Annotated in this window: 24 protein-coding genes; 8 read left to right on the top strand and 16 right to left on the bottom strand. The window is 67.5% G+C overall.

The genetic code is table 11. From position 1 onward, the window contains the following. Positions 1-33 precede the first annotated feature (33 nt). Positions 34-1,572 (top strand): TerC family protein, encoded by a 1,539-nt coding sequence (locus AC13GI_RS08210; RefSeq protein ID WP_482995985.1) that lies wholly within the window; start codon positions 34-36, stop codon positions 1,570-1,572. 82 nt (positions 1,573-1,654) lie between these two features. Next, complete coding sequence (locus AC13GI_RS08205) at positions 1,655-2,791, top strand: metallophosphoesterase (protein WP_482996034.1); 1,137 nt, start codon at positions 1,655-1,657, stop codon at positions 2,789-2,791. 36 nt (positions 2,792-2,827) lie between these two features. Here AC13GI_RS08205 and AC13GI_RS08200 read toward each other — a convergent pair whose 3' ends face one another. The 6 genes from AC13GI_RS08200 to AC13GI_RS08175 form a co-directional block, all read right to left on the bottom strand. Beyond that, a complete protein-coding gene (locus tag AC13GI_RS08200) occupies positions 2,828-3,562 on the bottom strand; it encodes an SDR family NAD(P)-dependent oxidoreductase (RefSeq protein WP_482995984.1) in 735 nt (244 codons plus the stop codon). Between the two features lie 24 nt (positions 3,563-3,586). Beyond that, a complete protein-coding gene (locus AC13GI_RS08195; RefSeq protein ID WP_482996033.1) occupies positions 3,587-4,225 on the bottom strand; it encodes a ferric reductase-like transmembrane domain-containing protein in 639 nt (212 codons plus the stop codon). Positions 4,226-4,275: 50 nt separating this feature from the next. Beyond that, positions 4,276-5,010, bottom strand: a complete 735-nt coding sequence (locus tag AC13GI_RS08190; protein WP_482995983.1) for an HvfC family RiPP maturation protein — start codon at positions 5,008-5,010, stop codon at positions 4,276-4,278. After that, entirely contained in the window at positions 5,003-5,848 is an 846-nt protein-coding gene (locus tag AC13GI_RS08185) for an HvfB family MNIO-type RiPP peptide maturase (RefSeq protein ID WP_482995982.1), read from the bottom strand. The genes AC13GI_RS08190 and AC13GI_RS08185 overlap by 8 nt, the downstream gene beginning before the upstream one ends. 54 nt (positions 5,849-5,902) lie before the next feature. Beyond that, a complete protein-coding gene (locus AC13GI_RS08180) occupies positions 5,903-6,379 on the bottom strand; it encodes an HvfA family oxazolone/thioamide-modified RiPP metallophore (RefSeq protein WP_482995981.1) in 477 nt (158 codons plus the stop codon). A gap of 102 nt (positions 6,380-6,481) precedes the next feature. Beyond that, positions 6,482-7,126, bottom strand: coding sequence for an HvfX family Cu-binding RiPP maturation protein (locus AC13GI_RS08175; RefSeq protein ID WP_482995980.1), 645 nt, complete (start codon positions 7,124-7,126; stop codon positions 6,482-6,484). Between the two features lie 343 nt (positions 7,127-7,469). On the opposite strand from AC13GI_RS08175, the gene AC13GI_RS08170 reads away from it, so the two are divergent. The 5 genes from AC13GI_RS08170 (at position 7,470) to AC13GI_RS08150 (ending at position 12,287) form a co-directional block, all read left to right on the top strand. Then, positions 7,470-8,264, top strand: a complete 795-nt coding sequence (locus AC13GI_RS08170; RefSeq protein WP_482995979.1) for an alpha/beta fold hydrolase — start codon at positions 7,470-7,472, stop codon at positions 8,262-8,264. 3 nt (positions 8,265-8,267) lie between these two features. Then, positions 8,268-8,813, top strand: a complete 546-nt coding sequence (locus AC13GI_RS08165; RefSeq protein ID WP_482995978.1) for a redoxin family protein — start codon at positions 8,268-8,270, stop codon at positions 8,811-8,813. A gap of 56 nt (positions 8,814-8,869) precedes the next feature. Continuing rightward, a complete protein-coding gene (locus AC13GI_RS08160; RefSeq protein WP_025873908.1) occupies positions 8,870-9,610 on the top strand; it encodes a response regulator in 741 nt (246 codons plus the stop codon). Then, on the top strand, positions 9,607-10,920 hold the full coding sequence (locus AC13GI_RS08155) for an ATP-binding protein (RefSeq protein ID WP_482995977.1): 1,314 nt from the start codon (positions 9,607-9,609) through the stop codon (positions 10,918-10,920). The genes AC13GI_RS08160 and AC13GI_RS08155 overlap by 4 nt, the downstream gene beginning before the upstream one ends. 92 nt (positions 10,921-11,012) lie before the next feature. Then, complete coding sequence (locus AC13GI_RS08150) at positions 11,013-12,287, top strand: MFS transporter (protein WP_482996032.1); 1,275 nt, start codon at positions 11,013-11,015, stop codon at positions 12,285-12,287. A 4-nt stretch (positions 12,288-12,291) separates the two neighbouring features. Here AC13GI_RS08150 and AC13GI_RS08145 read toward each other — a convergent pair whose 3' ends face one another. Next, on the bottom strand, positions 12,292-13,239 hold the full coding sequence (locus AC13GI_RS08145; RefSeq protein ID WP_482995976.1) for a nucleoside hydrolase: 948 nt from the start codon (positions 13,237-13,239) through the stop codon (positions 12,292-12,294). Positions 13,240-13,393: 154 nt separating this feature from the next. On the opposite strand from AC13GI_RS08145, the gene AC13GI_RS08140 reads away from it, so the two are divergent. Next, positions 13,394-13,732, top strand: a complete 339-nt coding sequence (locus tag AC13GI_RS08140) for a hypothetical protein (RefSeq protein WP_099819347.1) — start codon at positions 13,394-13,396, stop codon at positions 13,730-13,732. A gap of 45 nt (positions 13,733-13,777) precedes the next feature. Here the strand turns inward: AC13GI_RS08140 and AC13GI_RS08135 are convergent, their stop codons facing one another. The 9 genes from AC13GI_RS08135 to mdcA all read right to left on the bottom strand — a co-directional run bounded on the left by AC13GI_RS08135 (position 13,778) and on the right by mdcA (position 22,071). Then, positions 13,778-14,497 (bottom strand): GntR family transcriptional regulator, encoded by a 720-nt coding sequence (locus tag AC13GI_RS08135; protein ID WP_482995975.1) that lies wholly within the window; start codon positions 14,495-14,497, stop codon positions 13,778-13,780. A 104-nt stretch (positions 14,498-14,601) separates the two neighbouring features. Continuing rightward, positions 14,602-15,969, bottom strand: coding sequence for an SLC13 family permease (locus tag AC13GI_RS08130; RefSeq protein ID WP_482995155.1), 1,368 nt, complete (start codon positions 15,967-15,969; stop codon positions 14,602-14,604). A 101-nt stretch (positions 15,970-16,070) separates the two neighbouring features. Further along, a complete protein-coding gene (gene mdcH, locus AC13GI_RS08125; RefSeq protein WP_482995156.1) occupies positions 16,071-16,991 on the bottom strand; it encodes a malonate decarboxylase subunit epsilon in 921 nt (306 codons plus the stop codon). Further along, positions 16,988-17,845, bottom strand: coding sequence for a triphosphoribosyl-dephospho-CoA synthase MdcB (gene mdcB, locus AC13GI_RS08120; RefSeq protein ID WP_482995157.1), 858 nt, complete (start codon positions 17,843-17,845; stop codon positions 16,988-16,990). Before mdcB ends, mdcH begins: the two co-directional genes overlap by 4 nt. Continuing rightward, positions 17,842-18,492, bottom strand: a complete 651-nt coding sequence (mdcG, locus tag AC13GI_RS08115) for a malonate decarboxylase holo-[acyl-carrier-protein] synthase (RefSeq protein ID WP_482995158.1) — start codon at positions 18,490-18,492, stop codon at positions 17,842-17,844. Before mdcG ends, mdcB begins: the two co-directional genes overlap by 4 nt. Then, a complete protein-coding gene (mdcE, locus tag AC13GI_RS08110; RefSeq protein WP_482995378.1) occupies positions 18,485-19,189 on the bottom strand; it encodes a biotin-independent malonate decarboxylase subunit gamma in 705 nt (234 codons plus the stop codon). The genes mdcG and mdcE overlap by 8 nt, the downstream gene beginning before the upstream one ends. A 2-nt stretch (positions 19,190-19,191) precedes the next feature. After that, positions 19,192-20,100 carry a biotin-independent malonate decarboxylase subunit beta gene (locus tag AC13GI_RS08105; RefSeq protein WP_482995159.1) on the bottom strand — a complete coding sequence of 303 codons (909 nt, stop codon included), beginning with the start codon at positions 20,098-20,100 and terminating at the stop codon, positions 19,192-19,194. Continuing rightward, a complete protein-coding gene (gene mdcC / locus AC13GI_RS08100; protein ID WP_099819354.1) occupies positions 20,097-20,417 on the bottom strand; it encodes a malonate decarboxylase acyl carrier protein in 321 nt (106 codons plus the stop codon). Before mdcC ends, AC13GI_RS08105 begins: the two co-directional genes overlap by 4 nt. Positions 20,418-20,427: 10 nt before the next feature. Next, positions 20,428-22,071, bottom strand: a complete 1,644-nt coding sequence (gene mdcA, locus AC13GI_RS08095; RefSeq protein WP_482995160.1) for a malonate decarboxylase subunit alpha — start codon at positions 22,069-22,071, stop codon at positions 20,428-20,430. Between the last annotated feature and the right edge of the window lie 215 nt (positions 22,072-22,286).

Raw genomic sequence — 22,286 nt, 5'->3', positions numbered from 1 at the left:
CCACTTTCCCCTTACTGACGAAACGGACCTGAAATGGAATGGTTGGCTGACCCCTCGATATGGATGGGCCTTGCAACCCTGGTCGTGCTGGAGATCGTTCTCGGCATCGACAACCTGGTGTTCATCGCGATCCTGGCCGACAAGCTGCCGCCGCACCAGCGTGACCGCGCGCGGGTGATCGGCCTGGCACTGGCGCTGCTGATGCGGCTGGTGCTGCTGGCCGCGCTGGCCTGGATCATGAAACTGACCGAACCGCTGGTCACGCTGTTCGAGCACAGCTTCTCCGGGCGCGACCTGATCCTGCTGGGCGGCGGCCTGTTCCTGCTGTTCAAGGGCACGATGGAACTGCACGAGCGGCTGGAAGGCCGCGAGCATCACGAAGATGGCAAGAAGGTCTACGCCAGCTTCGCGATGGTGGTGGCGCAGATCGTAGTGCTCGATGCGGTGTTCTCGCTGGATTCGGTGATCACCGCGGTCGGCATGGTCGACAACCTCGGCGTGATGTACGCGGCGGTGACCATCGCGATGGCGCTGATGCTGCTGGCCAGCAAGCCGCTGACCCGCTTCGTCAACAAGCATCCGACCGTGGTGGTGCTGTGCCTTGGCTTCCTGCTGATGATCGGTTTCAGCCTGGTGGCCGAGGGCTTGGGCTACAGGATTCCGAAGGGGTACCTGTACGCGGCCATCGCGTTCTCGATCCTGGTGGAAGCGTTCAACCAGTGGATACGTTTCAACCGCGAGCGCAATGAGCAGCGCCAGCCGTTCCGCCAGCGTACCGCCGATGCAGTGCTGCGCCTGCTGGGCGCGCGCCAGGCCAATGGCCACAATGAAGAAGAAGCCGATGAACGCGGCAGTACCGAAGAACGCCTGCAGCCGGCCGAGCACGAGATGATCCGCAGCGTGCTGGGCCTGGCTGATCGCCCGGTATCGAGCGTGATGACCGTGCGGGCCGACGTGCAGTGGATCGACATGGCGCGTGGTCACGATGATGTGGTCGCCCGCCTGGTGGCGTCGCCGCATACGCGGATGCTGGTCGGCGAAGGTGACCTGGACAGTCTGCGGGGCGTGGTGCAGAGCCGCGACCTGCTGGCCGACCTGCTGCAGGGCAAGCCACTGCAACTGGAAGGCAACCTGCGCGAGCCGCAGTACGTGCTGTCCAGCGCCAGTGCGTTGCAGGCCCTGGAGCTGATCCGCCAGCATCCGGTGCCGCTGGCGGTGGCGGTGGACGAGTACGGCAGCGTGGAAGGCCTGGTGACCGCCAACGACCTGCTGGCAGCCATCGCCGGTGACCTGGCTGATACCCAGGACGAGCGCTATGGCGTGGTCGCGCAGGGCGAGGACTGCTGGGATGCCGACGGCGCGCTGACCCTGGACGACCTGCAGCGGCTGGCCGGCGTGTCACTGCCGCGCAGTGCGGACTACATGACCATCTCCGGGTTGGTGCTGGAACAGCTGGGGCGCCTGCCCGACATCGGTGACACGTTGGAGGTAGCCGGTATCCGCATCACCGTGCTGGCGATGGAGAAGCGCCGCATCACGCGGCTGCGGGTGGAGCGCTTGCCCGAAGCGTGATGGCGCCGGGGCCGGGCCTGAGCCCGGCTCTATCCATTGCCATCTTCTGCCGTCACCATGGCGGGCCTGTTTGCCGTTCTGGATTGTCGTAGTGCTGAGTACGATTGGTTTTCTGATGGGCCTGTATGTGGCCTGGCGCCTGTTCTGGCCACTGCGCCTGCCCGTCTGGTTGAAGGTGGTGCTGTCCGTGCTGCTGGTCGGCATTGCCGTGCAGCTGCGCATCGTCGCCAGCTTCTGGGGCACGATGGCCTCGCCGGAAATTCCGAAGATGGCCATCGCCACGCTGGCCACCGGCTCCACCGCGGTGCTGCTGCTGGCCCTGGCGCTGCTGGTGCTGGATGCCGGCCTGTTGGCTGCCCGCCTCTTGCGCGCACCGCGTGCCCTTTCTGCACTGCGCAACAGGGCGTTGCGCCCGTCTGCCGCGGTGCTGGCGCTGCTGCTCAGTGCCTTCGGTGTCAGCCAGGGTATGGCCGTACCCAAGTCGCGGCAGATCGAGGTGGACATCGCCGGCCTGCCGCCGGCCTTCGATGGCTACCGCGTGCTGCAGCTGACCGACATCCACGCAAGCCGCCTGCTCACCGGCGACTGGGTGCGCCAGGTCGTGGCGGAAAGCAATGCACTGCAACCGGATCTGGTGGTGATCACCGGCGACCTCATTGATGGCAGCGTGCAGGCGCGCCGCAACGATTACACCCCACTGGCGGACCTGCGAGCGCCGGACGGGGTGATCGCCATCACCGGCAACCACGAGTACTACGCGCAATACAGCGAATGGATGCAGGCGTTCCGCGCGCTGCACATGCAGGTGCTGGAAAACAGCCACACCCAGGTGCGTCGTGGTGATGCCGCGCTGACCATTGCCGGGGTGACCGATCCGGTGGCCTCGCGTTATGGCCTGCCACTGCCCGACCTGGACGCCGCGCTGGTGGGTGCCGATCCTGCCGCGCCGGTGATCCTGCTCGACCATCGGCCGCGCAACGCACGCGAAGCGGCTGCACGCGGGGTGAAGCTGCAGCTTTCCGGACACACCCATGGCGGCCAGATCATCGGCATGGACCAGCTGGTGAAGCGCGCCAACGGCGGCTTCGTTTCCGGCCGCTATACGGTGGATGGCATGACGCTGTACGTGAGCAACGGTGCCGGCCTGTGGGCGGGATTCCCGGCCCGCATCGGCGTGCCGTCGGAGATCACGTTGATCACCCTGCGCCGGGCGCGCTGATGCGGTGGAGTGTGGGATGGGGGATCGTGCCAGGGCTCAGAGGATGAAGCCTCCATCGATGGTCAGGCTGCTGCCTGTCATGTAGCCCGCTTCCGGCCCCGCCACCCAGCTGACCAGTGACGCGATCTCGTCAGGCTGGGCAATGCGGCCCAAGGGTACCCGCGCAGCAAGCTTCTCATCCAGGCCGGCAGTGATGTCGGTCGCGGTCGGGCCGGGTTGCAGGTTGTTGATGGTGATACCGCGAGGGGCCAGCTCCAACGCCAGTTCGCGCACCAGAGCGGCCACCGCCGCCTTGCTCATCGCATACAGGCTGCTGCCGGGCGAACCACTGCGCACGGCCGTGTTGCTGCCGATGGTGATGATGCGGCCACCGCCGGACAGATGCGGCAGGGCTGCCTGGATGGCCAGCACCACGCCACGTATGTTCACCGCCAGCAGCTGGTCCAGCGTAGGCAGATCCACGCTGTCGATCGGTGTGTGACGGTACAGGCCGGCATTGACCACCAGCACATCCAACCCACCGAAGGCCTGCGCAGCGGCGGCCACAGCCCGGCGCAACGCATCGGCATCGCTGCTGTCAGCCTGGAGGGCGAGCGCGCGGCCACCGTGCGCGCGGATGGCATCAAGCGATGCCTGCGCCCCATCGGGGCGCGAGACGTGGGTGATGGCGACGTCATGGCCATCGACGGCCAGGCGTTGCGCAATGGCCGCACCAATGCCGCGTGAGCCGCCGATGACCAGTGCACGGCGGCGAGAGGAAGAGACTGTCATGTTCAAAACTCCGGTTGGGGATGATCAGGCCGCTGGCAGGGAAGGACGGGCGTGGGCGCTGCGGCGCAGCGACTGAGCACGTTTGGCGATCCAGCGGACTACGAAGGCGGTGAACAGCAGTGCCGAAGGCACCGCGTACCAGAAGTTCGTGGGTACACGTTTGAAGTACGAATAGGTGAACACCGCCGCGATGACCCACATGCCGGTGACGTGCAGTCGCCGCCAGGCGGTTGGACCCATGCGCCGGGCGATGCCCCGGTGCGAGGTGATGACCAGCGCCAGGATGGCCACGTAACCCATCGTTCCGGGAAGATTGGCAAGGGCGGAGCGCGCTGGCCAGAACGCCGGATTGAGTATGCCGAACGCGGTGATGGCGAAGGCATGCAGCAGGTGCGAGAACGCAAACGACAGGCCGATGATGCGGCGTTCGCGCATCAGGAAGCGGGTGGTCGGCCCGGGCAGCAGGGTGGCAAATGACGATGCCGTAAACGCGGCCAGGAACAGCAGGAACGACGTGCGGGCAGTGACCCGGATCGCTGCGCGGCTGCCCTCGGCTAGATCCGGTTGCAGAGCGAAGGCTGCCAGTGCAAAGGCGATCAGGACTGCGGCGATGGCCACGAACAGGCGCCAGCCATGCAGCAAGGAAGTGTTGGAAACAGCCATGGTCAGACCTCGAATCAGATAGGGGTAGTGCCGGCCGCTGGCCGGCAATCTCAGAACCCGGTCAGCGCGACCAGCACGCCGGCCGCGCACAGTTGGCCCAGCAAGGGCGCGGCCACCACGCGCAGTGCATCGGTGGACACGCCATGCGCCTCAGCCAGCGCCTGCCGGGCGTCGTCCACGCGCGCACCGTCGTTGCCAAATGCCGACAACAGCGCATATGCGAGCGGTGCCAGTTGCTCGACCTGCAGGCGGTAGTCCGCCAGGCGGCGCAGTAGCAGAAGCGTCGGCTCGCTGGCGGGTGCATTGTCCAGCCCGGCGTCCTCATGCACCGGCCACTGGTAGCCCAGTACCCGCACCAGCGGCGACAGCGCCAGCACGTCGCTGCCCGCAGGCATGGAGTTCAACGAATGCCCGGCATCACGCGCTTCGATGTGCAGCGCCTGCTGCGCGCTCTCGTAGTGCGCCAGTTCCGCCGCCCAGCCGGGCAGCGCGAACATGTCCTGCGCCGCCAGCCAGGCAGCGAACTCGCTGGCGATCTGCGGGAACAGCGGGGTGTGGCAGTCGTGGTGAGCGTAGTAGTGCTCGACCAGACCACCCCAGCGCGATTCGCCCAGCTGTTCCTGCAGCCGCGGCAGGCTGCCGGCCAGCAGGTTGTCCAGGCTGTCGATGCACAAGCGGCGGTAGATCGCCAGCCGCCGTGCCGCGATGCCATCGGGTGCGGGCATCGAGGGATCGCGCACATGGTCGGCCCAGCGCCGCTGCAACGTGGCCAGGGACTCAGGCATGGACCACCTCCGGCAACTCGGCATCGGTCTGGGCCCTGCGGATCTGTTTCACTTCCGCCAGCAGTTCGGCCAGCGGCGGGAAATTGAAGTCGCGCTCCAGCAGGGTGGGGCGCACGCCGACATGCGCGTAGGCCTGGCGTAGCAGGGCCCAGACCACACCTTTCACCGGCGCGCCGTGGGTGTCGATCTTGAAGCCGTCGTGCTCGTCGAAGTGGCCAGCCACATGCAGGGAGGCCACGCGGTGGGCCGGCACGCGGCGCAGGAAATCGAAGGCGTCGTAGCCATTGTTGCAAGCGTTGACGAAGACATTGTTGACGTCCAGCAGCAGGTCGCAGTCGGCTTCGGCAAGCACGGCAGTGATGAACTCGATCTCGCTCATATCGGCAGCGGGAACTGCGTAGTAGGAGATGTTCTCCACCGCGATACGACGCCCCAGGCTGTCCTGCACCTGGGCGATGCGACCGGCAACGTGGCGTACGGCCTCAGCGGTGAACGGCAGCGGCAGCAGGTCATAGAGGTGGCCCCCGGCGGCGCAGTAACTCAGGTGTTCGCTGTACAGCTGTACCTGGTGCAGGTCGAGAAAAGCGCGGGTCTGTTGCAGCAGCGTGCGGTCCAGTGGGTCCGGGCCACCCAGCGACAGCGAAAGACCGTGGCAGGTCAGGCGGTGGCGCTCGCTCAGCTGGCGCAGCGCGGCACCGTGTGCACCGCCGACGCCGATCCAGTTGTCCGGCGAGCATTCGAGGAAGTCGATGGCATCGGCCGGCATCGCCAGAAGTTCATCGATCAGGCCTCGGCGCAGGCCGAGGCCCGCACTGGCGGTAGGCAAAGGCAGGGACATGGTGGGTACTCCGGGATGAGGTGCCGCCACGAGGGCGGCACCGGGTGCGGGCAATCAGTCGGCAACGCGTGAGAACAGGCCCTTCGGCATCGGCTTGCCATTGGCGGTATAGACGCTGCGCAGGTAGTCATGCGCTTCCTGCTCGCTGATGTAACCGTCGTGGTCGGTGTCGATGCGGTCGAATTCGGCGGCACGTTTGGCGGCCACGGCATTGAACTCGGCACGCGACACCTTTCCGTCGTGGTCACGGTCGGTCCGGGCAAACGAGGCGTCGCCGCACTTGCCTTCGCCGCACTGGCCCTCGGCCACCTTGGCCTTGCCGGCGGGCTTGCTGGTGCTGGCCTTGTTGGCGCCGCACTTGCCTTCACCGCACTTGCCTTCAGCGGCGGCGCTCATGGCCACGGCACTGATCGCCAGCGGCTGGATCGCGGCAGCCTGGCCGGCCAGCAGCAGCCCGCCGGCCAGGGCGATGCCGATGGCGCCGATGCGCGGCAGACGGGAAGCAGAGGTGTTCTTGGTCGAGACGGACATGGTGATGACTCCTTGGGATGTGCACGCAGGGCGTGCGGGATGGACGCCGCTGGAAGGCGACGGAATGCGATGCGAGGAAGGGTGGGAAAGGGCGGAAGCGGATCAGGCGCTGCGGCGAAGGCGCAGTACATGGGCCAGCAACAACGCGGCGCCGAGCAGGGCACCGCCGAAGCCGACGCCGGGCAGTAGTGCGGCGACCGGCAGCAGCAGGGCGATCAGGCTGCTGCCCCAGCCGAGGCCGTCATCGTCTGCGGCCGCGTGTTGCGGGCCGGCAAGCAGGCGGTCCAGGCTGAGTGATCCACCACCGTTGAGGATCAGCGGCAGCAGCATGGCCAGGAACAGCAGCGGCAGCTTGAAGTTGCCGTAGCCCTGGTCGGTGATCGCATAGCCCCGCCAGAGTTCATCCAGGCCGTTCCACTGGTCGGGCCAGTGCACGGCGGCGATGGCCACGATGGTGAGCACCCAGAAGATGTACGCCACCGAGCGCGTGGCCAGGCCCAGCAGCAGCATCACCGCGCCCACCAGTTCCAGCCAAGTGGCCAGCTGCCAGTTGAGCGAGGCGGTCAGGGTGGAGAAGGGGAACGGGAACCGGCCTTCCAGATCAGCGAACCAGTTCTGGCCGCCCAGCTTCTCGCGGCCGGATTCAAAGAATTCCCAGGCGAGCAGGGCGCGCAGGGCCAGCGGCGAAAGCCAGCGGCCGACGGCATCCAGGCGTGGGGTGTAGAGGGAGGAGGCGGTGCTGATCATGGGTGTGTCCTGCGGGCCGGTGGTCGATGGAGGCCATTTCGGGCTAAGCAGGTATCGGCAACGTGTGCCGATGCCCGGGGTTTTGTCAGCGACTGTGGCTGCGGCAGGGGTTTCGTACAGTTGGATACAAAGACGCCGCATCGGGCGCGCATCGGCGCGTTGCGCGCCCGCGTGCGGGGAACGATAACCACCCGATGGCGCCGGGGCATGCCCAGCGGCCGAATGTATCCCACTGTAGGAACCCGCCGCCGCCCTACAGTCCGGTACAACTCGGGATCACAGCGAAACAGCAGCGATACACCGGCATGCGGAAATGGCCACTCCCAACACCGGAGTGCCACTCATGATCCGCACCACCCTGCTTGCCGCTGCCCTGGCCCTGGCCGGCGCCGCCACCCCCGCCTTCGCAGTGCAGGCCGATGCCGGCGCGCCGCCCACGGTGATCCTGGTGCACGGCGCTTTTGCCGATGGCTCCAGCTGGAACAAGGTCATCGGTACGTTGCATGCCTGGAAGCTGCCGGCGGTGGCGGTACAGAATCCGCTCACCTCGCTGGCCGACGACGTTGCCGCTACCCGTCGCGCGATCGCCGCCGCGCCCGGCAAGGTAGTGCTGGTCGGCCACAGCTGGGGCGGCACGGTCATCACCGAAGCGGGCGACGATCCCAAGGTGCAGGCGCTGGTCTACGTGGCCGCGTTCGCACCGGATGTCGGCCAGTCCTCCGCGCAGCAGGGCGAAGGCTTCCCGGTCGGCCCCGGGCTGACCCGCCTGCAGGAGAAAGATGGTTACCTGACCCTGCCGGCCGATGCCATCGCCCAGGATTTCGCACCCGACGTGATGAAGAAGGCCGTCGCTCTGCTGTACAGCACGCAGGTGCCGTTGAAGGCCAGTGCGCTGGGTGAGGCCGTGACCACGGCGGCATGGCGCAGCAAGCCGAGCTGGTACGTGGTCAGCCGCGATGACCGCATGCTCTCGCCGCAGCTGCAGGTCGCCACCGCGCAGCGCATTGGCGCGCAGCTGCAGTCGATCGGCAGCAGCCATGTCTCGTTGCTCTCGCATCCCGCGCAGGTGGCCGACAGCATCCTGGAAGCTGCCGGAGTGAAGCCGGCCGAGCTGCCGCTGGCCGAGCAGGGGGGCTGAGCGATGGCCACGCTTCGTGCCTATACCGTGCCGCTGCTGCTGTCCCTGCTCAGCGCCGCTGCGCTGCTGCTTGCTTGGCCAAGCCCCGATGCCGGTGCACAGACTGCCGAGGCCGCACCCGCTGCGGGATTCAGCGGCGGTGGGCCATGGCACAACAGCCCGCCGCTGACCCTGCAGCAGCTGCGCGGGCAGGTGCTGCTGGTCGAGTTCTGGACCTACACCTGCAGCAACTGCCTCAACGTGGCGCCGTACGTTCAACAGTGGCATCGCCGATACGAGAAATACGGCCTGCACGTGATCGGCGTGCACACCCCCGAATTCGCGTATGAAGGGCTGCCGGGGAACGTGCGCCGTGCGATCGACCGGCTGGATATCACCTGGCCGGTGGTGCAGGACAACCAGTACCAGATCTGGAACGCATGGGGTAACCGTTTCTGGCCCGCGCTGTACCTGATCGACCGGCAGGGGCGGGTGGTCTACCGGCACTACGGTGAAGGCGACTATGCGCGTACCGAAAGCGAGATCCAGCGCCTGCTGGCCAGCCCCTGAGCCGCGCTACCATGGCCGCGCCGCGCGGCTTCGCCCCTGCCTCGATCGAGAATACGATGAACCACGTACCGCACATCCTTGTCGTCGACGATGACAGCGACATCCGCCAGATGCTGGCCGACTACCTGCAGCGCAACGGCCTGCGCGTCAGCCAGGCCGATGGTGGCCGCGCGATGCGCGCGCTGATGGACACCCATGCGGTGGACCTGGTGGTGCTGGATGTGATGATGCCCGGCGAGGATGGCCTGAGCCTGTGCCGCAACCTGCGGGCCGGCAAGCACCGCGCCGTGCCGGTGGTGCTGCTGACCGCCCGCGATGATGAGACCGACCGCATCATCGGTCTGGAAATGGGCGCCGATGATTACGTGACCAAACCGTTCTCCTCGCGCGAACTGCTGGCACGCATCAACGCGGTGATTCGCCGCACGCAGATGTTGCCGCCGAACCTGCAGGTGAGCGAAGCCGGCCGCCAGCTGGCCTTCGGCGAATGGCGCCTGGATACCACCGCCCGCCACCTGCTGGACGCGCAGGACACCGCCTATCCGCTCAGCGGCGCCGAGTTCCGGCTGCTGCGCGTGTTCCTTGACCACGCCAACCGTGTGCTCAGCCGCGACCAGCTGCTCAGCCTCACCCAAGGCCGCGATGCGGAGCTGTTCGACCGCTCGATCGACCTGCTGGTCAGCCGCGTGCGCCAGCGCTTGGGCGACGATGCGCGTGAGCCGACCTACATCAAGACCGTGCGCAGCGAAGGCTATGTGTTCAGCGTGCCGGTGCAGTTGCTGGGACCGGAGGAATGAACGCCGCGGCGCGCCGCCTGCCTTGGCCGCGCACGCTGTCGGCGCGGCTGCTGCTGTTGCTGCTGGGTGGGCTGACTCTGGCCCATGCGATGTCGTTCGGCCTGCTTTTCTACGAGCGCTACCAGTCCACACGCAGCATGATGCTGCGCAACCTCGACGAGGACGTGGCCGTAAGCGTGGCCTTGCTGGAGCGCTTGCCTGCCAGCGAGCGCGAAGCGTGGGTGCCGCGTCTGGAACGGCGAACCTACCGCTATCTGCTGCGCCCGGCCGCGGCCGGCCCTGCGCCGGAGACTGATCGTGCGCGGCAGGTCACCAGCATCATCGATGACAGTCTGCGGCATCGATATCCGCTGCAGGCGCGGCAGGTCTCGCGTATGCCCGAGCGCTTCGAAGTGGAGCTGCGCCTGCACGACGGCACGCTGCTGACCATCGAGGTCACACCGTCCGGCCTGCCACTGGCACGCTGGTTGCCGCTGGTGCTGATGGCGCAGCTGGCGCTGCTGCTGGTGTGTGCGTGGCTTGCGGTGCGATTGGCACTACGCCCGTTGCGGCAGTTGTCGCACGCGGTGGAACATCTGCAGCCCGGCCAGGACGGGCCGGCGCTGCCTGAAGATGGTCCAGCGGAGGTAGGCACCGCAGCAACGGCACTCAACGCACTGCAGGCCCGCATCCGTGGTCATGTCAGTGAACGCCTGCAGATCCTGGCGGCGATCTCGCACGATCTGCAGACGCCGATCACGCGGATGAAGCTGCGGGTGGAAACGCTGCCTGAAGACGCCACCCAGCAACGGCTGCTGGCCGACCTGGACCATCTGGGGCAGCTGGTACGCGAAGGCGTGGCGTACGCGCGCAGCAGCCATGTGGCCAGTGGTGAGCCGGTGGCAATGGATCTGGCGGCATTCCTGTCCAGCGTGGTCGGCGATTACCAGGACGTGGGCAAGCCAGTCAGTGGTGGCGCCCCGAGCGGCCTGATCGTGCAGACGTGGCCGCAACCACTGCGGCGGGTGGTCGGCAATCTGGTCGACAACGCTTTGCGCTATGCCGGGAGCGCGGAGATTGATGCCGGTCGCGACGAGGTGGGAAGGGTGTGGATTCGGATTTCCGATCGTGGCCCCGGTATTCCCGAAGACCAGCTGCAGGCGGTATTGGCGCCCTTCCATCGGCTGGAAAGCTCACGCAACCGGGATACCGGCGGTACCGGGCTCGGTCTGGCCATCGCCGTGCAGCTGGCGCAATCGCTCGGTGGTTCTCTACGGCTGCACAATCGCGAGGGCGGCGGTTTGCAGGCACTGTTGCAGTTGCCGGCCTGAAGTCTGGCGGGGCAAGCCATCCACGCATGGCGTGGATCTACTGCTTCGTCACTGCCGGCATGACACCCTTCAGCCATGAAGGAAAACACGCGATGACGGCGGGGCGGCAGCGCTCGATGTGGGTGGCCGGCCTCTCCACGGTAGTGGAGTGGTACGACTTCACCCTGTACCTGTACTTCGCCACGGTGCTGTCGCGGGTGTTCTTTGGCGGCGGGCAGGAGGCGATGCTGGTCACTCTGGCCGGCTTCGCGGTGTCCTACCTGATGCGTCCGCTCGGTGCGCTGTGCTTCGGCCACCTGGGCGACCGGCTCGGCCGGCGCTGGATGCTGCTGGCCTCGATGGCGCTGATGGCGGCGGCCATGCTGGCCACCGCGTTGCTGCCGACCGCCGCGACCGCCGGTGCGACGGCGGGCGTGCTGCTGTTGGTCCTGCGCTGCGTGATGGCGTTCTCGGTGGGTGGCGAATACACCGGCGTGGTCGCCTATCTGCTGGAAAGCGCACCGGTACGACGACGTGGCCTGGTCACGTCGTTGGCTTCGGCAGCCAGTGAAGTAGGTGCGTTGCTGGCAGTGGCGATCTCCGCGCTCACGGTGGCGCTGTTGCCTGCGCCGCAGCTGGACAGCTGGGGCTGGCGGATCCCGTTCTTCTTCGGCGCGGCGCTGGCACTGGTGATCCTGATCGCGCGTTCGGGCATGCACGAATCGCCGGAGTTCGAACGGCAGCGGCGCGAGGGCAGCATTCCGGCCACGCCGCTGCGGCATGTTCTGCGCAACCACCCGGGTGCGGTGGCGCGCACGTTTGCGATTTCCGCGCTCGGGTCGATCACCTACTACGTGGGCATCACCTATGTGCCGGCGTTCCTGCACGCGCAGGGACACGAGGAAGGCGATGCGCTGTGGCTGTCGACCATTGCAGCGGTGGCGGTGATCGCGATCACCCCGCTGTGCGGCGCGTTGTCCGACCGCTTCGGGCGGCGTCCGCTGCTGCTGGGGCTGACGGTGCTGGCGGCGCTGCTGCCGCTGTCGATGTTCGGCTGGATGGCCTCCGCCGCGCCGTTGGGCATCGTGCTCGCAGCGGTGGTGCTGGCCTGCGTGGCCGGCGGCATCAGTGCCGTGGCGGCACCGGCCACGGCAGAACAGTTCCCGGGCGAGGGCCGGGTCAGTGGACTGGCGTTGGGGGTCACCATGGCCACCGCAGTGTTCGGCGGGGCGTCGCCGTGGCTGGCGCAATGGTGGGTCGAGCGCAGCGGTTGGGCGGCGGCGCCGGGGGCGATGATCGCGCTGGTGGCGGTGCTGGTGCTGCCGGTGCTGTGGACGCTGCCGGAGACCGTGCCGAAGACCCGCCCCGTGCCCCGGGGCGGGCCGTGAGCGCTTAGACCTTCAGGGTCTGCTCGATGTCGGCCAGCACCGCGGCCGCATCAACGCCGATGGCAATCGACTGCAGCACGTGGCCGTCCCACACGCTGGGGCCGAAACCCATGCCTTCCGGCTTCGGAATGGTCATGCCACGGGCGACGCCGTCGGTGGCCACGCGCACGCTGGCGCGCTCGAACTGGAACAGCTCCGGGCGGGTCAGGGCGATGCAGGCGCAGCAGTCGTGCACCACCATGCCCTTGTGGCCGGCCTGCAGATAGAAGTCGACGTAGTCCTGCGACAGGGCGCGGACCAGTTCGGCATTGGCGCCACCAATGGCGGCCAGCTTGTCCAGACCGTCGCGGTCCATTTCCACCCGGGTGGTCACGTCCAGGCCGATGGCGGTGACCGGCCAATGGGCAGTGAAGACGATGTCAGCCGCTTCGGCGTCGCCCCAGATGTTGGCTTCGGCCGCCGGAGTGATGTTGCCGTTGACGTGGAACGCACCGCCCATCAGCACCACGCCACGCACCAGGCCGGCGATGTCCGGGGCCTGCTGCAGGGCCAGCGCCAGGTTGGTCATGCGGCCGACCGCCACCAGGGTCACTTCGCCCGGATGGGCGCGCACCAGGTCGATGATCAGCTGGTGGGCCGGGCGCGCATCAGCGGCCACATCCAGAGCGTCCGGCACCGGGTGGTTGCCCAGGCCGTTGTGACCATGGATGTGCACCGGCCAGGCTTCCGGGGTGGCTTCGGGCTGCAGCGGGCCTTCAGCGCCGCGCGCGACCGGCGCGGACAGGCCCCAGGCCTGCTTCAGGTACAGCGCATTGTGCGTGGTCGACGCCACCGAGGCATTGCCGAAGGTGGTGGTGACGCCGATCAGGTCGATCTGCGGGTGCTTGTGCAGGTACAGCAGCGCCAGCGCGTCGTCGACGCCCGGGTCGGTATCGAAAATGACTTTCAGCATGTTGTTGTTCTTCTTCTTCCGTGTGGTGCAGGGGGGCCGGCGGCCCCGAGGGCAGGCCGGCGCGCCCTACATTGTCCCATCTTCATGACAGGCAGGGCGAACTGGCGGCGGTGGTATCGTCTGCGGGCCCGAACCCGTCGCAAGGAGCTGCGCCATGCTGGCTGTGACCCTCGTCCTGATTGCCCTGGTGCTGGGGCTGAACCTGGTGGCCAGCTTCGTGGTGCTGGGGCGCGACGACCTTCCCGTCAGCAGCCGCGCCGGGCAGCTGCTGGTGGTGTGGCTGCTGCCGCTGGTCGGCGCGATCGTATGCATGGCAATGGCTACTGCCGATGGCTCACCCGCACGGGGCGATGGCAGTGGCAGTGGGCCCGCCGATTTCTCCGGCGGCTATTCCGGCGACAGCAACAGCCACCACAGCTACAGCAGCTCGGACTGCGGCAGCGGCGACAGCGGTGGCGGCGGTGACGGAGGCAGCTGCGGCGGCGGTGATTGACGCGAGGTTCCAGGTTGCCGGCCAGCGGCCGGCAACCCCATGAACTCAGCTCCCGCCTTCGGTCGGCAACGGCGCAGGCACGTTCAACAATCCCCCGCTCGCCACATACGCGGCCAAGGCCTGGCCCTGGCTGAGCAGGTGCCGTTCCATCGTGCGTTCGGCGGCCGCGGCATCGCGCTGGCGGAAGCACTCCATCAGTTCGCGGTGTTCGGCCAGCGACTGCGCGGTGCGCCCCGGTGCCAGCAGCTGGCGCCCGCGATGCATCTTCAGGATGCGGTGCAGGTCGTGGGTGATGCGGATCAGCCACGGATTGCCGGCGTAATGCTGCACCGTCTCGTGGATGAGGTAGTTGTTGCGATAGTACTCGGCGATGTTGCCGTCTGCGGCGGCCGTTTCCATCGCCGCGTGCAGTTCTTCCAGCTGCTGCACGCCGGCGTCGTCGATGTGCTTGACCGCTTCATGCGCACAGCGTCCTTCCAGCATCGCCATCACCGGGAACAGCTGGTTGAGGTCTTCCAGTGTCAGCCGGGTCACCCGCGCGCCTCGTCCGGCATCGATCTGCACGAGGCCTTCGGCGGCGAGCAGTTTCAGCGCTTCACGCAGCGGCGTGCGGCTGATGCCCAGTTCCTCGCACAGTGCCGGCTCGTCGATCCACTCGCCCGGTGGCAGGCGGTAGTCGTAGATCCGCTCGCGCACGTGTTCGGCCACCTCCTCATACAGAGGGGCGCGCTTCTTGGCTGTACGGGGAGCAGGAGCGATGGCCATGCACAAAGTGTAACGCCAGGTAGTGCCGGCCGCTGGCCGGCAACCTCATGAAGCCATCCAGCGATCATGGGTTGCCGGCCAGCGGCCGGCACTACCAGAGGCGTTTACATCCAGCCCGGCACCACGAACACCAGCCAGGCCAGCAGCGGGCCGAATGCCACCACCAGGCCGCTGTAGACCAGGAAGCGGCGGAACAGCGTTTCGCGTTCTTCCTTCGCGGCCGAGGCCACTACCAGTGCGCCGTTGGTCGAGAACGGACTGACATCGACGATGGTGGAGGACACGGCCAGCGCGCAGATCACGCCAGCGGCACTGAGATGGCCCTGCATCAGGAACGGCACCGCCAGCGGAATGGTGGCACCCAGCACCGCTGCCGACGAGGCGAATGCGGAGACGATGCCGCCCACGTAGCAGACCAGCAGTGCACCCAGCAGGGGGATGCCGATGCTGGAAACACCGTGGCCGATGAAGTCCACCGCACCGGCATGTTCCAGCACACCGATGTAGGTGACCACGCCGCAGATCAGCAGCACAGTGGACCAACTGATGCCATCCACTGCACCCTTCTGGCTCTGCGGCGACAGCAGTGCCAGCACCACCGCTACCGTGATCGAAACCAGGCCGACGTTGAGGTTGTAGATCAGTGCCGCCACACCGAGCCCGAGCAGGCCGATCAGGGTGAACAACCGCTCGCGGGTCAGGCCCACCGCATCCAGTGCCACCGGATCGTTGGACAGGGTGCCACCACCGGCCGCGACCAGCGCACCGTGGCCTTCGATGGCGAACTGCCGCGACGAGGCCTGCGGACCACCGGCCATCGCCAGTTCCGCGGTGCCGACCTTGCCCGCCGCAGTGATCGAACCGCGGCGCAGCAGCGCGATGCCGCCGAAGGCGAAGAAGCAGATCGTCGCCATCATGAAGTTGAAGCCGAGACTGGTCAGGAACACCGCCATCTCGGTGACGTCCAGCCCGGCCTTCTGCACCACGCCATTGGTGATGCTGCCGTACACGCTGATCGGCGAGAAGCCACCCGCCTGCGCACCATGAATCACCAGCAGGCCCATCATCAGCGGGTTGATGTTGTACTGCTTGGCAAAGCGCAGTGCGACCGGGCCGATGATCGCCACCGCCGCCGGGCCGAGCGCACCGAAGGCGGTCAGCACGGCGGTGATCACGAACATCACCCATGGGATGGCGACGATATGGCCGCGTACCGCTTTCACCGCCCAGTGCACCAGCAGGTCGATGGTGCCGTTCTTCTGCGCGATGGCGAACAGATAGGTGATGCCGACCAGGGTCAGGAACAGGTCGCCCGGGAAGCCGGCGAGTACCTCCTTGCCCCCCATGTCGACCCAGAGCCCGCCGATGATGAAGGCCAGCGCGAAGGCGACGGCACCCATGTTGATCGGCATCGCGGTGGCGACGATGAACATGATCACCAGACCGATGATCGTTGCAATTTGTGGAGTCATGCGCCCTCCCAGACACCTGATTCGCGTACTGCACGGATGGAAGCCCGCCATCCCCGGGTATGGCCTGTTACGTACTGCGCGTTACGTACTGCTCAAACCCGTTACTGCAGCCGCTGCAGCGCGCTGCGGACCCACGCCGCCACGCCGTCCAGGCTCTGGAATTCCTCGATCGCGCGCACCTCGCAGCACGGATAGGCCGGCGCGATCATGCGGGCCAGTGCGTTGCCCGGGCCCAGCTGCAGGAACACCCGCGCGCCGCGCTCGAAGGCCTGGCGCATCACCTGTGCCCATTCGATGGTCTGTGCAAGCTGCGCAGACAGCGTGTGCACCACCGCTGCGGTGTCGCGCACCGGCCGTGCGTCGATGCCGGCCAGCAGCGGCACGCGCGGCGCGCGCAACGTGGTGGCCTGCAGTGCGGCGGCAAACGGTTCGACTGCTGCCGACAGCAGTGGCGTGTGGGCCGGCACATGCACCGGCAGCAAGCGTACCTCCGCGCCCTGCGCGTGCGCGGCAGCGGCCAGCGCCTGCAGTGCCTGCTGCGTGCCGCCAACGATGAAATGATCTGCGCCGTTGGCGATGGCCACATACGTGCCGTGCGTGTCGCACAGCGGCTGCAGCGTCTGTCGATCCAGGCCGAGGATGGCCTGCATGCCCGCACCGGCGGGACTGGCAGCATCCATCAGGCGCGCGCGCTGGGCCGACAGTGAAAGGCAGGTGCTGGCATCGAAACTGCCAGCAATGGCGTGCGCCGCCAGTTCGCCGATGCTGTACCCGGCCAGCACGATCGGGCTCGGCAGGGCGTCGCGCAGGACATGCCATTGCGCGATGCTGGCGGCGCACAGCAGCGGTTGCGCCTGTGTGTTGTCGAAGCGGTCGTCGGCGGCTGCGGCAGCGAACACGTCGCGTCCCAGCACGTCGCCCGCCGCGTCCAGTACCGCGCGTGCAGCGGCGAGGCCACGCACGCGGTCGAACATCGCCGGATGCTGCGCACCCTGTCCGGGGCAGAGCAGGGCCAGGCTCATGCACCCTCCTGCTGCAGCAGGAACCAGGCGCAGGCCAGCAGATCGGCACTGCCACCCGGGCTGAGCCGACGCATCACGAACGCATCGCCCATGGACTGCAGGCGCATGCGCCAGTCCGGCGCGAAGGCGCCGCCCGAGGAAAGGAATGCGCTCGCTTGTTGCTGCGCCCAACGCAGGCCCTCGGCGCCACCACGGTGCAGCAGGTTCAGATCGTCCACCTGCGCCATCAGCTGCATCAGCGTGTGGCACAGCGCGGCGTCGCGCGGCAGGCCGCTGTGCAGCGCGTGGCGCAGGGTCGGCAGGGCCAGCTCGCGCAGCACCGGGTAACCAGCGGCGGCCTGCTCGCGTACGCCGCTGACCCCATGGCGCGCACGCGCGCGTTGTCCCGGGCTGTGCGGGTCCAGTGGCGCCACGATGAGCGCGTCGTTCCACTGCTGGACTGCCAGACACACCTGTGCGCCGGATACAGCATGGCCATGCACGCGCCTGCGCTCAGCAGCGGCGGCCACCAGCAGGCCAAGGCTGAAGATCGCGCCGCGATGGGTGTTGATGCCAGCGGTGGCGGCCAGCATGGCAGTTTCGGCGGCAATGCCGTGATCGCGCAGCACCGTGAAGGGGGCACCCGCGGCACCGGCCCTGGCCACCGCAGTGAAGTAGTGGCGCAGTGCGAACAGGCTGCGCAGGAACGTGCTGGCATCCATGTCGTCATGGCTGCCACTGTTGAACGGCGTGACCAGGCCCGGTTTCGGGGCGCAGGCCAGCTCGGTGTGCAGGCTTGCAATGGCGAGTCGTCCCAGGCGTGCGCTGTCGACCACCGCGCCGCATGCAGGCAACGGCTTGCGGGCGGCAATCATGCGGTCACCTCGCACTTGTCGAACAGCGTATCGCGCGCTTCCAATGCGGCTCCGTCCAAGCGCTTCACCAGCACCTGGCGACTGCGGCCGGCAAGTTCGCGCCAGTTCACCGCGCCACCATCGGGCAGGCACAGCTCGCCATCAAGGCGATGCGGATGGCGGCTCTCCCATGCCAGCAACTGCGCGATCAGCGCTTCGGCCTGCGCGGCGTCGGTCACCTGCCACAGCAGGTCGATGTCCGAACGCTCATGCACGTAGGGCAGGGCGGTCAGCCATTGCCAGGCGAAGGCGCCGAACACACGGGCCGGGGCCAGTGCCTGCAGGTCGTGAAGCGATTGCTGCCACGCCTGCGGAACCACGGCATCGCCTGCCGCCAGCAGCTCACTCAATGCCGGCGGCGCGCGCATGCGAGCGACGTCGTGCAGTGGTACGCGCAACGACAGGCGCTGCTTGCCTTCGGCCGGTGGCAACGGGACGCCCAGTCGCAGGCGCGAATCGGGATCATCCGCTGCACGACGTGCCACTACGGCAGGGAAGCCCTGCGCCAGCCATGCGGAAAGGCGCGGCTCGTGCGTGGGCAGGTCTGCGCGCCAATCGGCGTCGGCCGACAGCCAGACCAGCGTGTGCCGGGCAGGCCGCTCAGGCATTGCCCTGGCTCACGGTGGCGGCCACTTGTGCAGCCAATGTGCGGCCACCGCGTTCGGCACCCAGCGCAGCGCGATGGTCACCGTCGGCGGGTGCGCGCAGTGCGTCCAGCAGGTGATGGGCCAGGTCGCCCTCCCACAGCGATTGCACTGCCCCCATCGCCACGTAGTTTTCCACGCCCGGCGCGAACACCGGCGAGGTCAGGCTCAGCGCCTGCAGTTTTTCCAGCGGCTGCTTGGTCACCCGTGCCATCGCGCGCAGATCCATCACCCGCACCTGCGCATCGGGCAGGGCATGGATGTGGTCGGCCATCAGCCCGAACGACAGGAAGCCGCCGCTGACCGACTCGCCATACACCAGCGTGACCAGGCGCGCACCACGGCGGCGGGCCAGGTCCAGGGTCTGTGCGAGATGGGCGAAGTAGCCGTTGATGCCCAGCAGTTCATCGCGGCGCGCCAGGCGCTGGCCGGCGGTATCGACCAGCATCACGATCGGACGCTGCGGATGTGCAGCGGTGCTGGCCAGCACGGTGTCGGCCAGCACCAGCGCATGGTCAACGCCCACTTCGATCTTGTCGGTGGTGCCGATCACGGTCACATCGCCGTCGTCGGTGGTCGCTGTTCCGGTCAGTACCGAATCGTTTACCGTGATTGCGTGGCCACGCGGGAACAGCGCGTCCAGCAGCGTATTCAATGGCAGGCTCATGGCAGGCTCCGGTGCGCGGTGGCGGCAAGGAAGGCATCGGTTTCCAGCAGTGCCAGGCGTTCTGGTTCCGCAATGCCCTGGCGTGCCCAGATCTGCAGTCCATCGTTGCAGTCGCCCCATGCCGCCACGCGCGCTTTCAATGCGGCGTGGCGTGCCTGCAACGCGGCCAGCGCCGCGTCGGGGTCGGCACTGGCGGTGTCTGGCTGCAGTGCATCAAAGGCTGCCTGCGCAAACGCGCTGATCGCATCGGGCACCAGTACCTGCGCCTGGTCGATCAGGTAGCGGTGCTTGCCACCGGTCACCCGCCACACCAGTGCGCGGTCGCGCGAATCGAATTCCTCCACGCCGCGCACGGTCTCGATCACCTCTGGGCCGGACAGCGACAGCCGTCCCTCCTCGGACATGATCACTGTGCTGCAGCAGCGGGCGACGATGCCCATGCCGCCGAAGGCGCCGTTGCCACTGCCGATCAGCGCCACGACCGGTACACCGGCTGCACGCGCACCCAGGGCGGCACGCATGATTTCGGAAATGGCGATCAGGCCGGCGTTGGCTTCGTGCAGGCGTACACCACCGGTATCGAGCAGCAGCAGCACGCCATCGGGATGGGTGGCTGCCGCACGGCGCAGCAGGCCGGTCAGCTTGGCGCCATGCACCTCGCCCACGCCGCCGCCCATGAATTCCCCCTGCTGCGCGGCCACCAGAACGCGCTTGCCGCGCAGGCGTCCTTCGCCGACGACGATGCCATCGTCGAAGGCGGCCGGTTGGTCCAGCTGCGCGAGGTGCGGACTTATGGCGCGTCGGGCAGGGCCGAGAAATTCGTGGAACGAACCTGCATCGAGCAGCCCGGCGATGCGCGCGCGGGCATCGGCTTCGTAATAGCTGTTGCGCTGTGCGAGCGTCATGGCTGGCCTCCGGCATGCAGGGTCTCAACCGCCTGGTCAAGGCGCAGGCTGACCACCGCCGGTGTGGCGCCGGCATCGTTGATCGACACGCGCACATCGCGCAGGGGATGGCGCTGGGCGAAGTCGGCGATCACCGCCTGCCATACCGTGCCGAAGCCACGCGCGGCGGTGATGATGCGCACCGTCATCGCACCGTCCAGGTCGGCCGGTTCCAGCAGGATTTCCAGGTTGCCCGAGGCCAGTACGCCCACCAGCACGGCATCGGTGGGGAAGCGCACAGGCGTCGTGCCGTCGAATCGATAGTCGAGGGTTTCCATGGCGTGCCCCTTACCAGTTGCGGAAGCGCTTGGGCGGGTCGTACAGACCGCCGGACCAGCGCACCAGGTCTTTCACCGAACGCGCGGCAAGAAGATCGCGGCTGGCGTCGCGCACGTTGATGCCGAGATCGTCCGGGCGGCGGATCACTCCGCGGTCGCGCAGGTTCTCCACCATCGCGCGGTCTCGGCCCCTGCCCACGGCGGTGTAGCCGGCCACGCCGCGGATCGCCTGCTCGCGCTCTTCCGGGCTGCGGCACAGCAGCAGGTTGGCGATGCCTTCCTCGGTCAGCACATGGCTGACGTCGTCGCCGTAGATCATCACCGGTGGCAGCGGCATGGCCGCGCGTTCGGCCAGTTCCCAGGCATCCAGGCGGTCGACGAAGGCCGGCGCCATGTGCTCGCGGAAGGTTTCCACCATCTGCACCACCAGCTTGCGCCCACGCGGCATTTCGCCCGGCCGCGCGGCCTGCTGGCCCGCCTTGAGCCAGGCGTCGCTGGCATGGCGGCGGCCGCGTGCATCCGAGCCCATGTTGGGCGCGCCACCGAAGCCGGCGATACGGTCGCGGGTGGCGGTGGAACTGTTGCCCTGCAGGTCGATCTGCAACGTGGAGCCGATGAACATGTCGCAGGCATACAGTCCTGCAGTCTGCGAGAACGCACGGTTGGAGCGCATCGAACCGTCGGCGCCGGTGAAGAACACATCCCCGCGCGTGGCGATGTACTTCTCCATGCCCAGTTCCGAGCCGAACGAGTGCACCGATTTGACGAAGCCCGATTCGATGGCCGGAATCAGCGCCGGGTGCGGATTGAGCGCCCAGTGCTGGCAGATCTTGCCTTTCAGCCCCAACGATTCGGCATAGGTCGGCAGCAGGAGTTCGATCGCCGCAGTATCGAAACCGATGCCGTGGTTGAGGCGGTTCACCCCGTACTCGGCGTAGATGCCCTTGATCGCCATCATCGCCATCAGCACCTGGATCTCGGAAATCTGCGCCGGGTCGCGGGTGAACAGCGGTTCGATGTGGTTCGGGCGCGGCGCCTGCACCACGAAGTTGACCCAGTCGGCAGGAATGTCGACGCGGGGGAGGGTGTCGACGATCTCGTTGACCTGGGCGATGACGATGCCGCCACCGAATGCGGTGGCCTCGACAATCACCGGCGTGTCTTCGGTGTTGGGGCCGGTGTAGAGATTGCCGTGGCGGTCGGCGGCCTGCGCCGCGACCAGCGCCACGCGCGGGGTGAGGTCGATGAAGTAGCGGCCGAACAGTTCCAGGTAGGTGTGGATGGCACCGATCTGGATGCGCCCTTCGGCCACCAGGTTGGCCAGCCGTACCGACTGCGGCCCGGAGAAGGAGAAATCCAGCCTGGAGGCGATGCCGCGCTCGAACACATCCAGGTGCGAGGGCAGCGACAGCACCGACTGCACCATGTGCAGGTCATGCACGCGTGCCGGGTCGAGGTTGGCCAACGCCTGGGCGAGGAAGTCGGCCTGCTTCTGGTTGTTGCCTTCCAGGCAGATCTTGTCGCCCGGCTCCAGTAGCGCGTGCAGCAGCTCGGCGACATCGCCGGCCGCCACCTCGTGGCCTTTGGCCCATGGCGCGGCGCGTTCCAGCCGCGCCTGGCGGCCCCGCTCCAGCGTGTCCCAGCTCGGGTTCATCGACGGACTTCCGAATGGCGTTGGAATAATTACGCCATAATTACGGAGGGGTGTGCAACCCGCAGCGCAGCAAATCTGACCGCCTGGCGTGCCGACCAACGGTCGGCACCCACCAAATGGCACCCACCAAAAAGAAGGGCCCGCGCGTAGGCGGGCCCATCCAGGTAGGCCACGACCGTTGGTCGTGGCGGGGCGAGAGCGTGCCGACCAACGGT

The sequence above is a fragment of the Stenotrophomonas sp. 82F1 genome (genome assembly GCF_056861525.1).
This window is presented reverse-complemented; position numbering and strand designations above follow the sequence as displayed.

What these genes read in the sequence shown, in the direction of transcription:
- AC13GI_RS08165 (WP_482995978.1), top strand. Translation starts at nt 8,268, where the DNA reads ATGGCCACGCTTCGTGCCTATACCGTGCCGCTGCTGCTGTCCCTGCTC.
- mdcH (WP_482995156.1), bottom strand. Translation starts at nt 16,991, where the DNA reads ATGAGCCTGGCCCTGCTCTGCCCCGGACAGGGTGCGCAGCATCCGGCG.
- AC13GI_RS08195 (WP_482996033.1), bottom strand. Translation starts at nt 4,225, where the DNA reads ATGGCTGTTTCCAACACTTCCTTGCTGCATGGCTGGCGCCTGTTCGTG.
- AC13GI_RS08190 (WP_482995983.1), bottom strand. Translation starts at nt 5,010, where the DNA reads ATGCCTGAGTCCCTGGCCACGTTGCAGCGGCGCTGGGCCGACCATGTG.
- AC13GI_RS08155 (WP_482995977.1), top strand. Translation starts at nt 9,607, where the DNA reads ATGAACGCCGCGGCGCGCCGCCTGCCTTGGCCGCGCACGCTGTCGGCG.
- AC13GI_RS08135 (WP_482995975.1), bottom strand. Translation starts at nt 14,497, where the DNA reads ATGGCCATCGCTCCTGCTCCCCGTACAGCCAAGAAGCGCGCCCCTCTG.
- mdcC (WP_099819354.1), bottom strand. Translation starts at nt 20,417, where the DNA reads ATGGAAACCCTCGACTATCGATTCGACGGCACGACGCCTGTGCGCTTC.
- AC13GI_RS08130 (WP_482995155.1), bottom strand. Translation starts at nt 15,969, where the DNA reads ATGACTCCACAAATTGCAACGATCATCGGTCTGGTGATCATGTTCATC.
- AC13GI_RS08160 (WP_025873908.1), top strand. Translation starts at nt 8,870, where the DNA reads ATGAACCACGTACCGCACATCCTTGTCGTCGACGATGACAGCGACATC.
- mdcA (WP_482995160.1), bottom strand. Translation starts at nt 22,071, where the DNA reads ATGAACCCGAGCTGGGACACGCTGGAGCGGGGCCGCCAGGCGCGGCTG.
- AC13GI_RS08185 (WP_482995982.1), bottom strand. Translation starts at nt 5,848, where the DNA reads ATGTCCCTGCCTTTGCCTACCGCCAGTGCGGGCCTCGGCCTGCGCCGA.
- AC13GI_RS08145 (WP_482995976.1), bottom strand. Translation starts at nt 13,239, where the DNA reads ATGCTGAAAGTCATTTTCGATACCGACCCGGGCGTCGACGACGCGCTG.
- AC13GI_RS08140 (WP_099819347.1), top strand. Translation starts at nt 13,394, where the DNA reads ATGCTGGCTGTGACCCTCGTCCTGATTGCCCTGGTGCTGGGGCTGAAC.
- AC13GI_RS08175 (WP_482995980.1), bottom strand. Translation starts at nt 7,126, where the DNA reads ATGATCAGCACCGCCTCCTCCCTCTACACCCCACGCCTGGATGCCGTC.
- mdcG (WP_482995158.1), bottom strand. Translation starts at nt 18,492, where the DNA reads ATGCCTGAGCGGCCTGCCCGGCACACGCTGGTCTGGCTGTCGGCCGAC.
- AC13GI_RS08200 (WP_482995984.1), bottom strand. Translation starts at nt 3,562, where the DNA reads ATGACAGTCTCTTCCTCTCGCCGCCGTGCACTGGTCATCGGCGGCTCA.
- AC13GI_RS08105 (WP_482995159.1), bottom strand. Translation starts at nt 20,100, where the DNA reads ATGACGCTCGCACAGCGCAACAGCTATTACGAAGCCGATGCCCGCGCG.
- AC13GI_RS08170 (WP_482995979.1), top strand. Translation starts at nt 7,470, where the DNA reads ATGATCCGCACCACCCTGCTTGCCGCTGCCCTGGCCCTGGCCGGCGCC.
- AC13GI_RS08150 (WP_482996032.1), top strand. Translation starts at nt 11,013, where the DNA reads ATGACGGCGGGGCGGCAGCGCTCGATGTGGGTGGCCGGCCTCTCCACG.
- mdcB (WP_482995157.1), bottom strand. Translation starts at nt 17,845, where the DNA reads ATGATTGCCGCCCGCAAGCCGTTGCCTGCATGCGGCGCGGTGGTCGAC.
- AC13GI_RS08180 (WP_482995981.1), bottom strand. Translation starts at nt 6,379, where the DNA reads ATGTCCGTCTCGACCAAGAACACCTCTGCTTCCCGTCTGCCGCGCATC.
- AC13GI_RS08210 (WP_482995985.1), top strand. Translation starts at nt 34, where the DNA reads ATGGAATGGTTGGCTGACCCCTCGATATGGATGGGCCTTGCAACCCTG.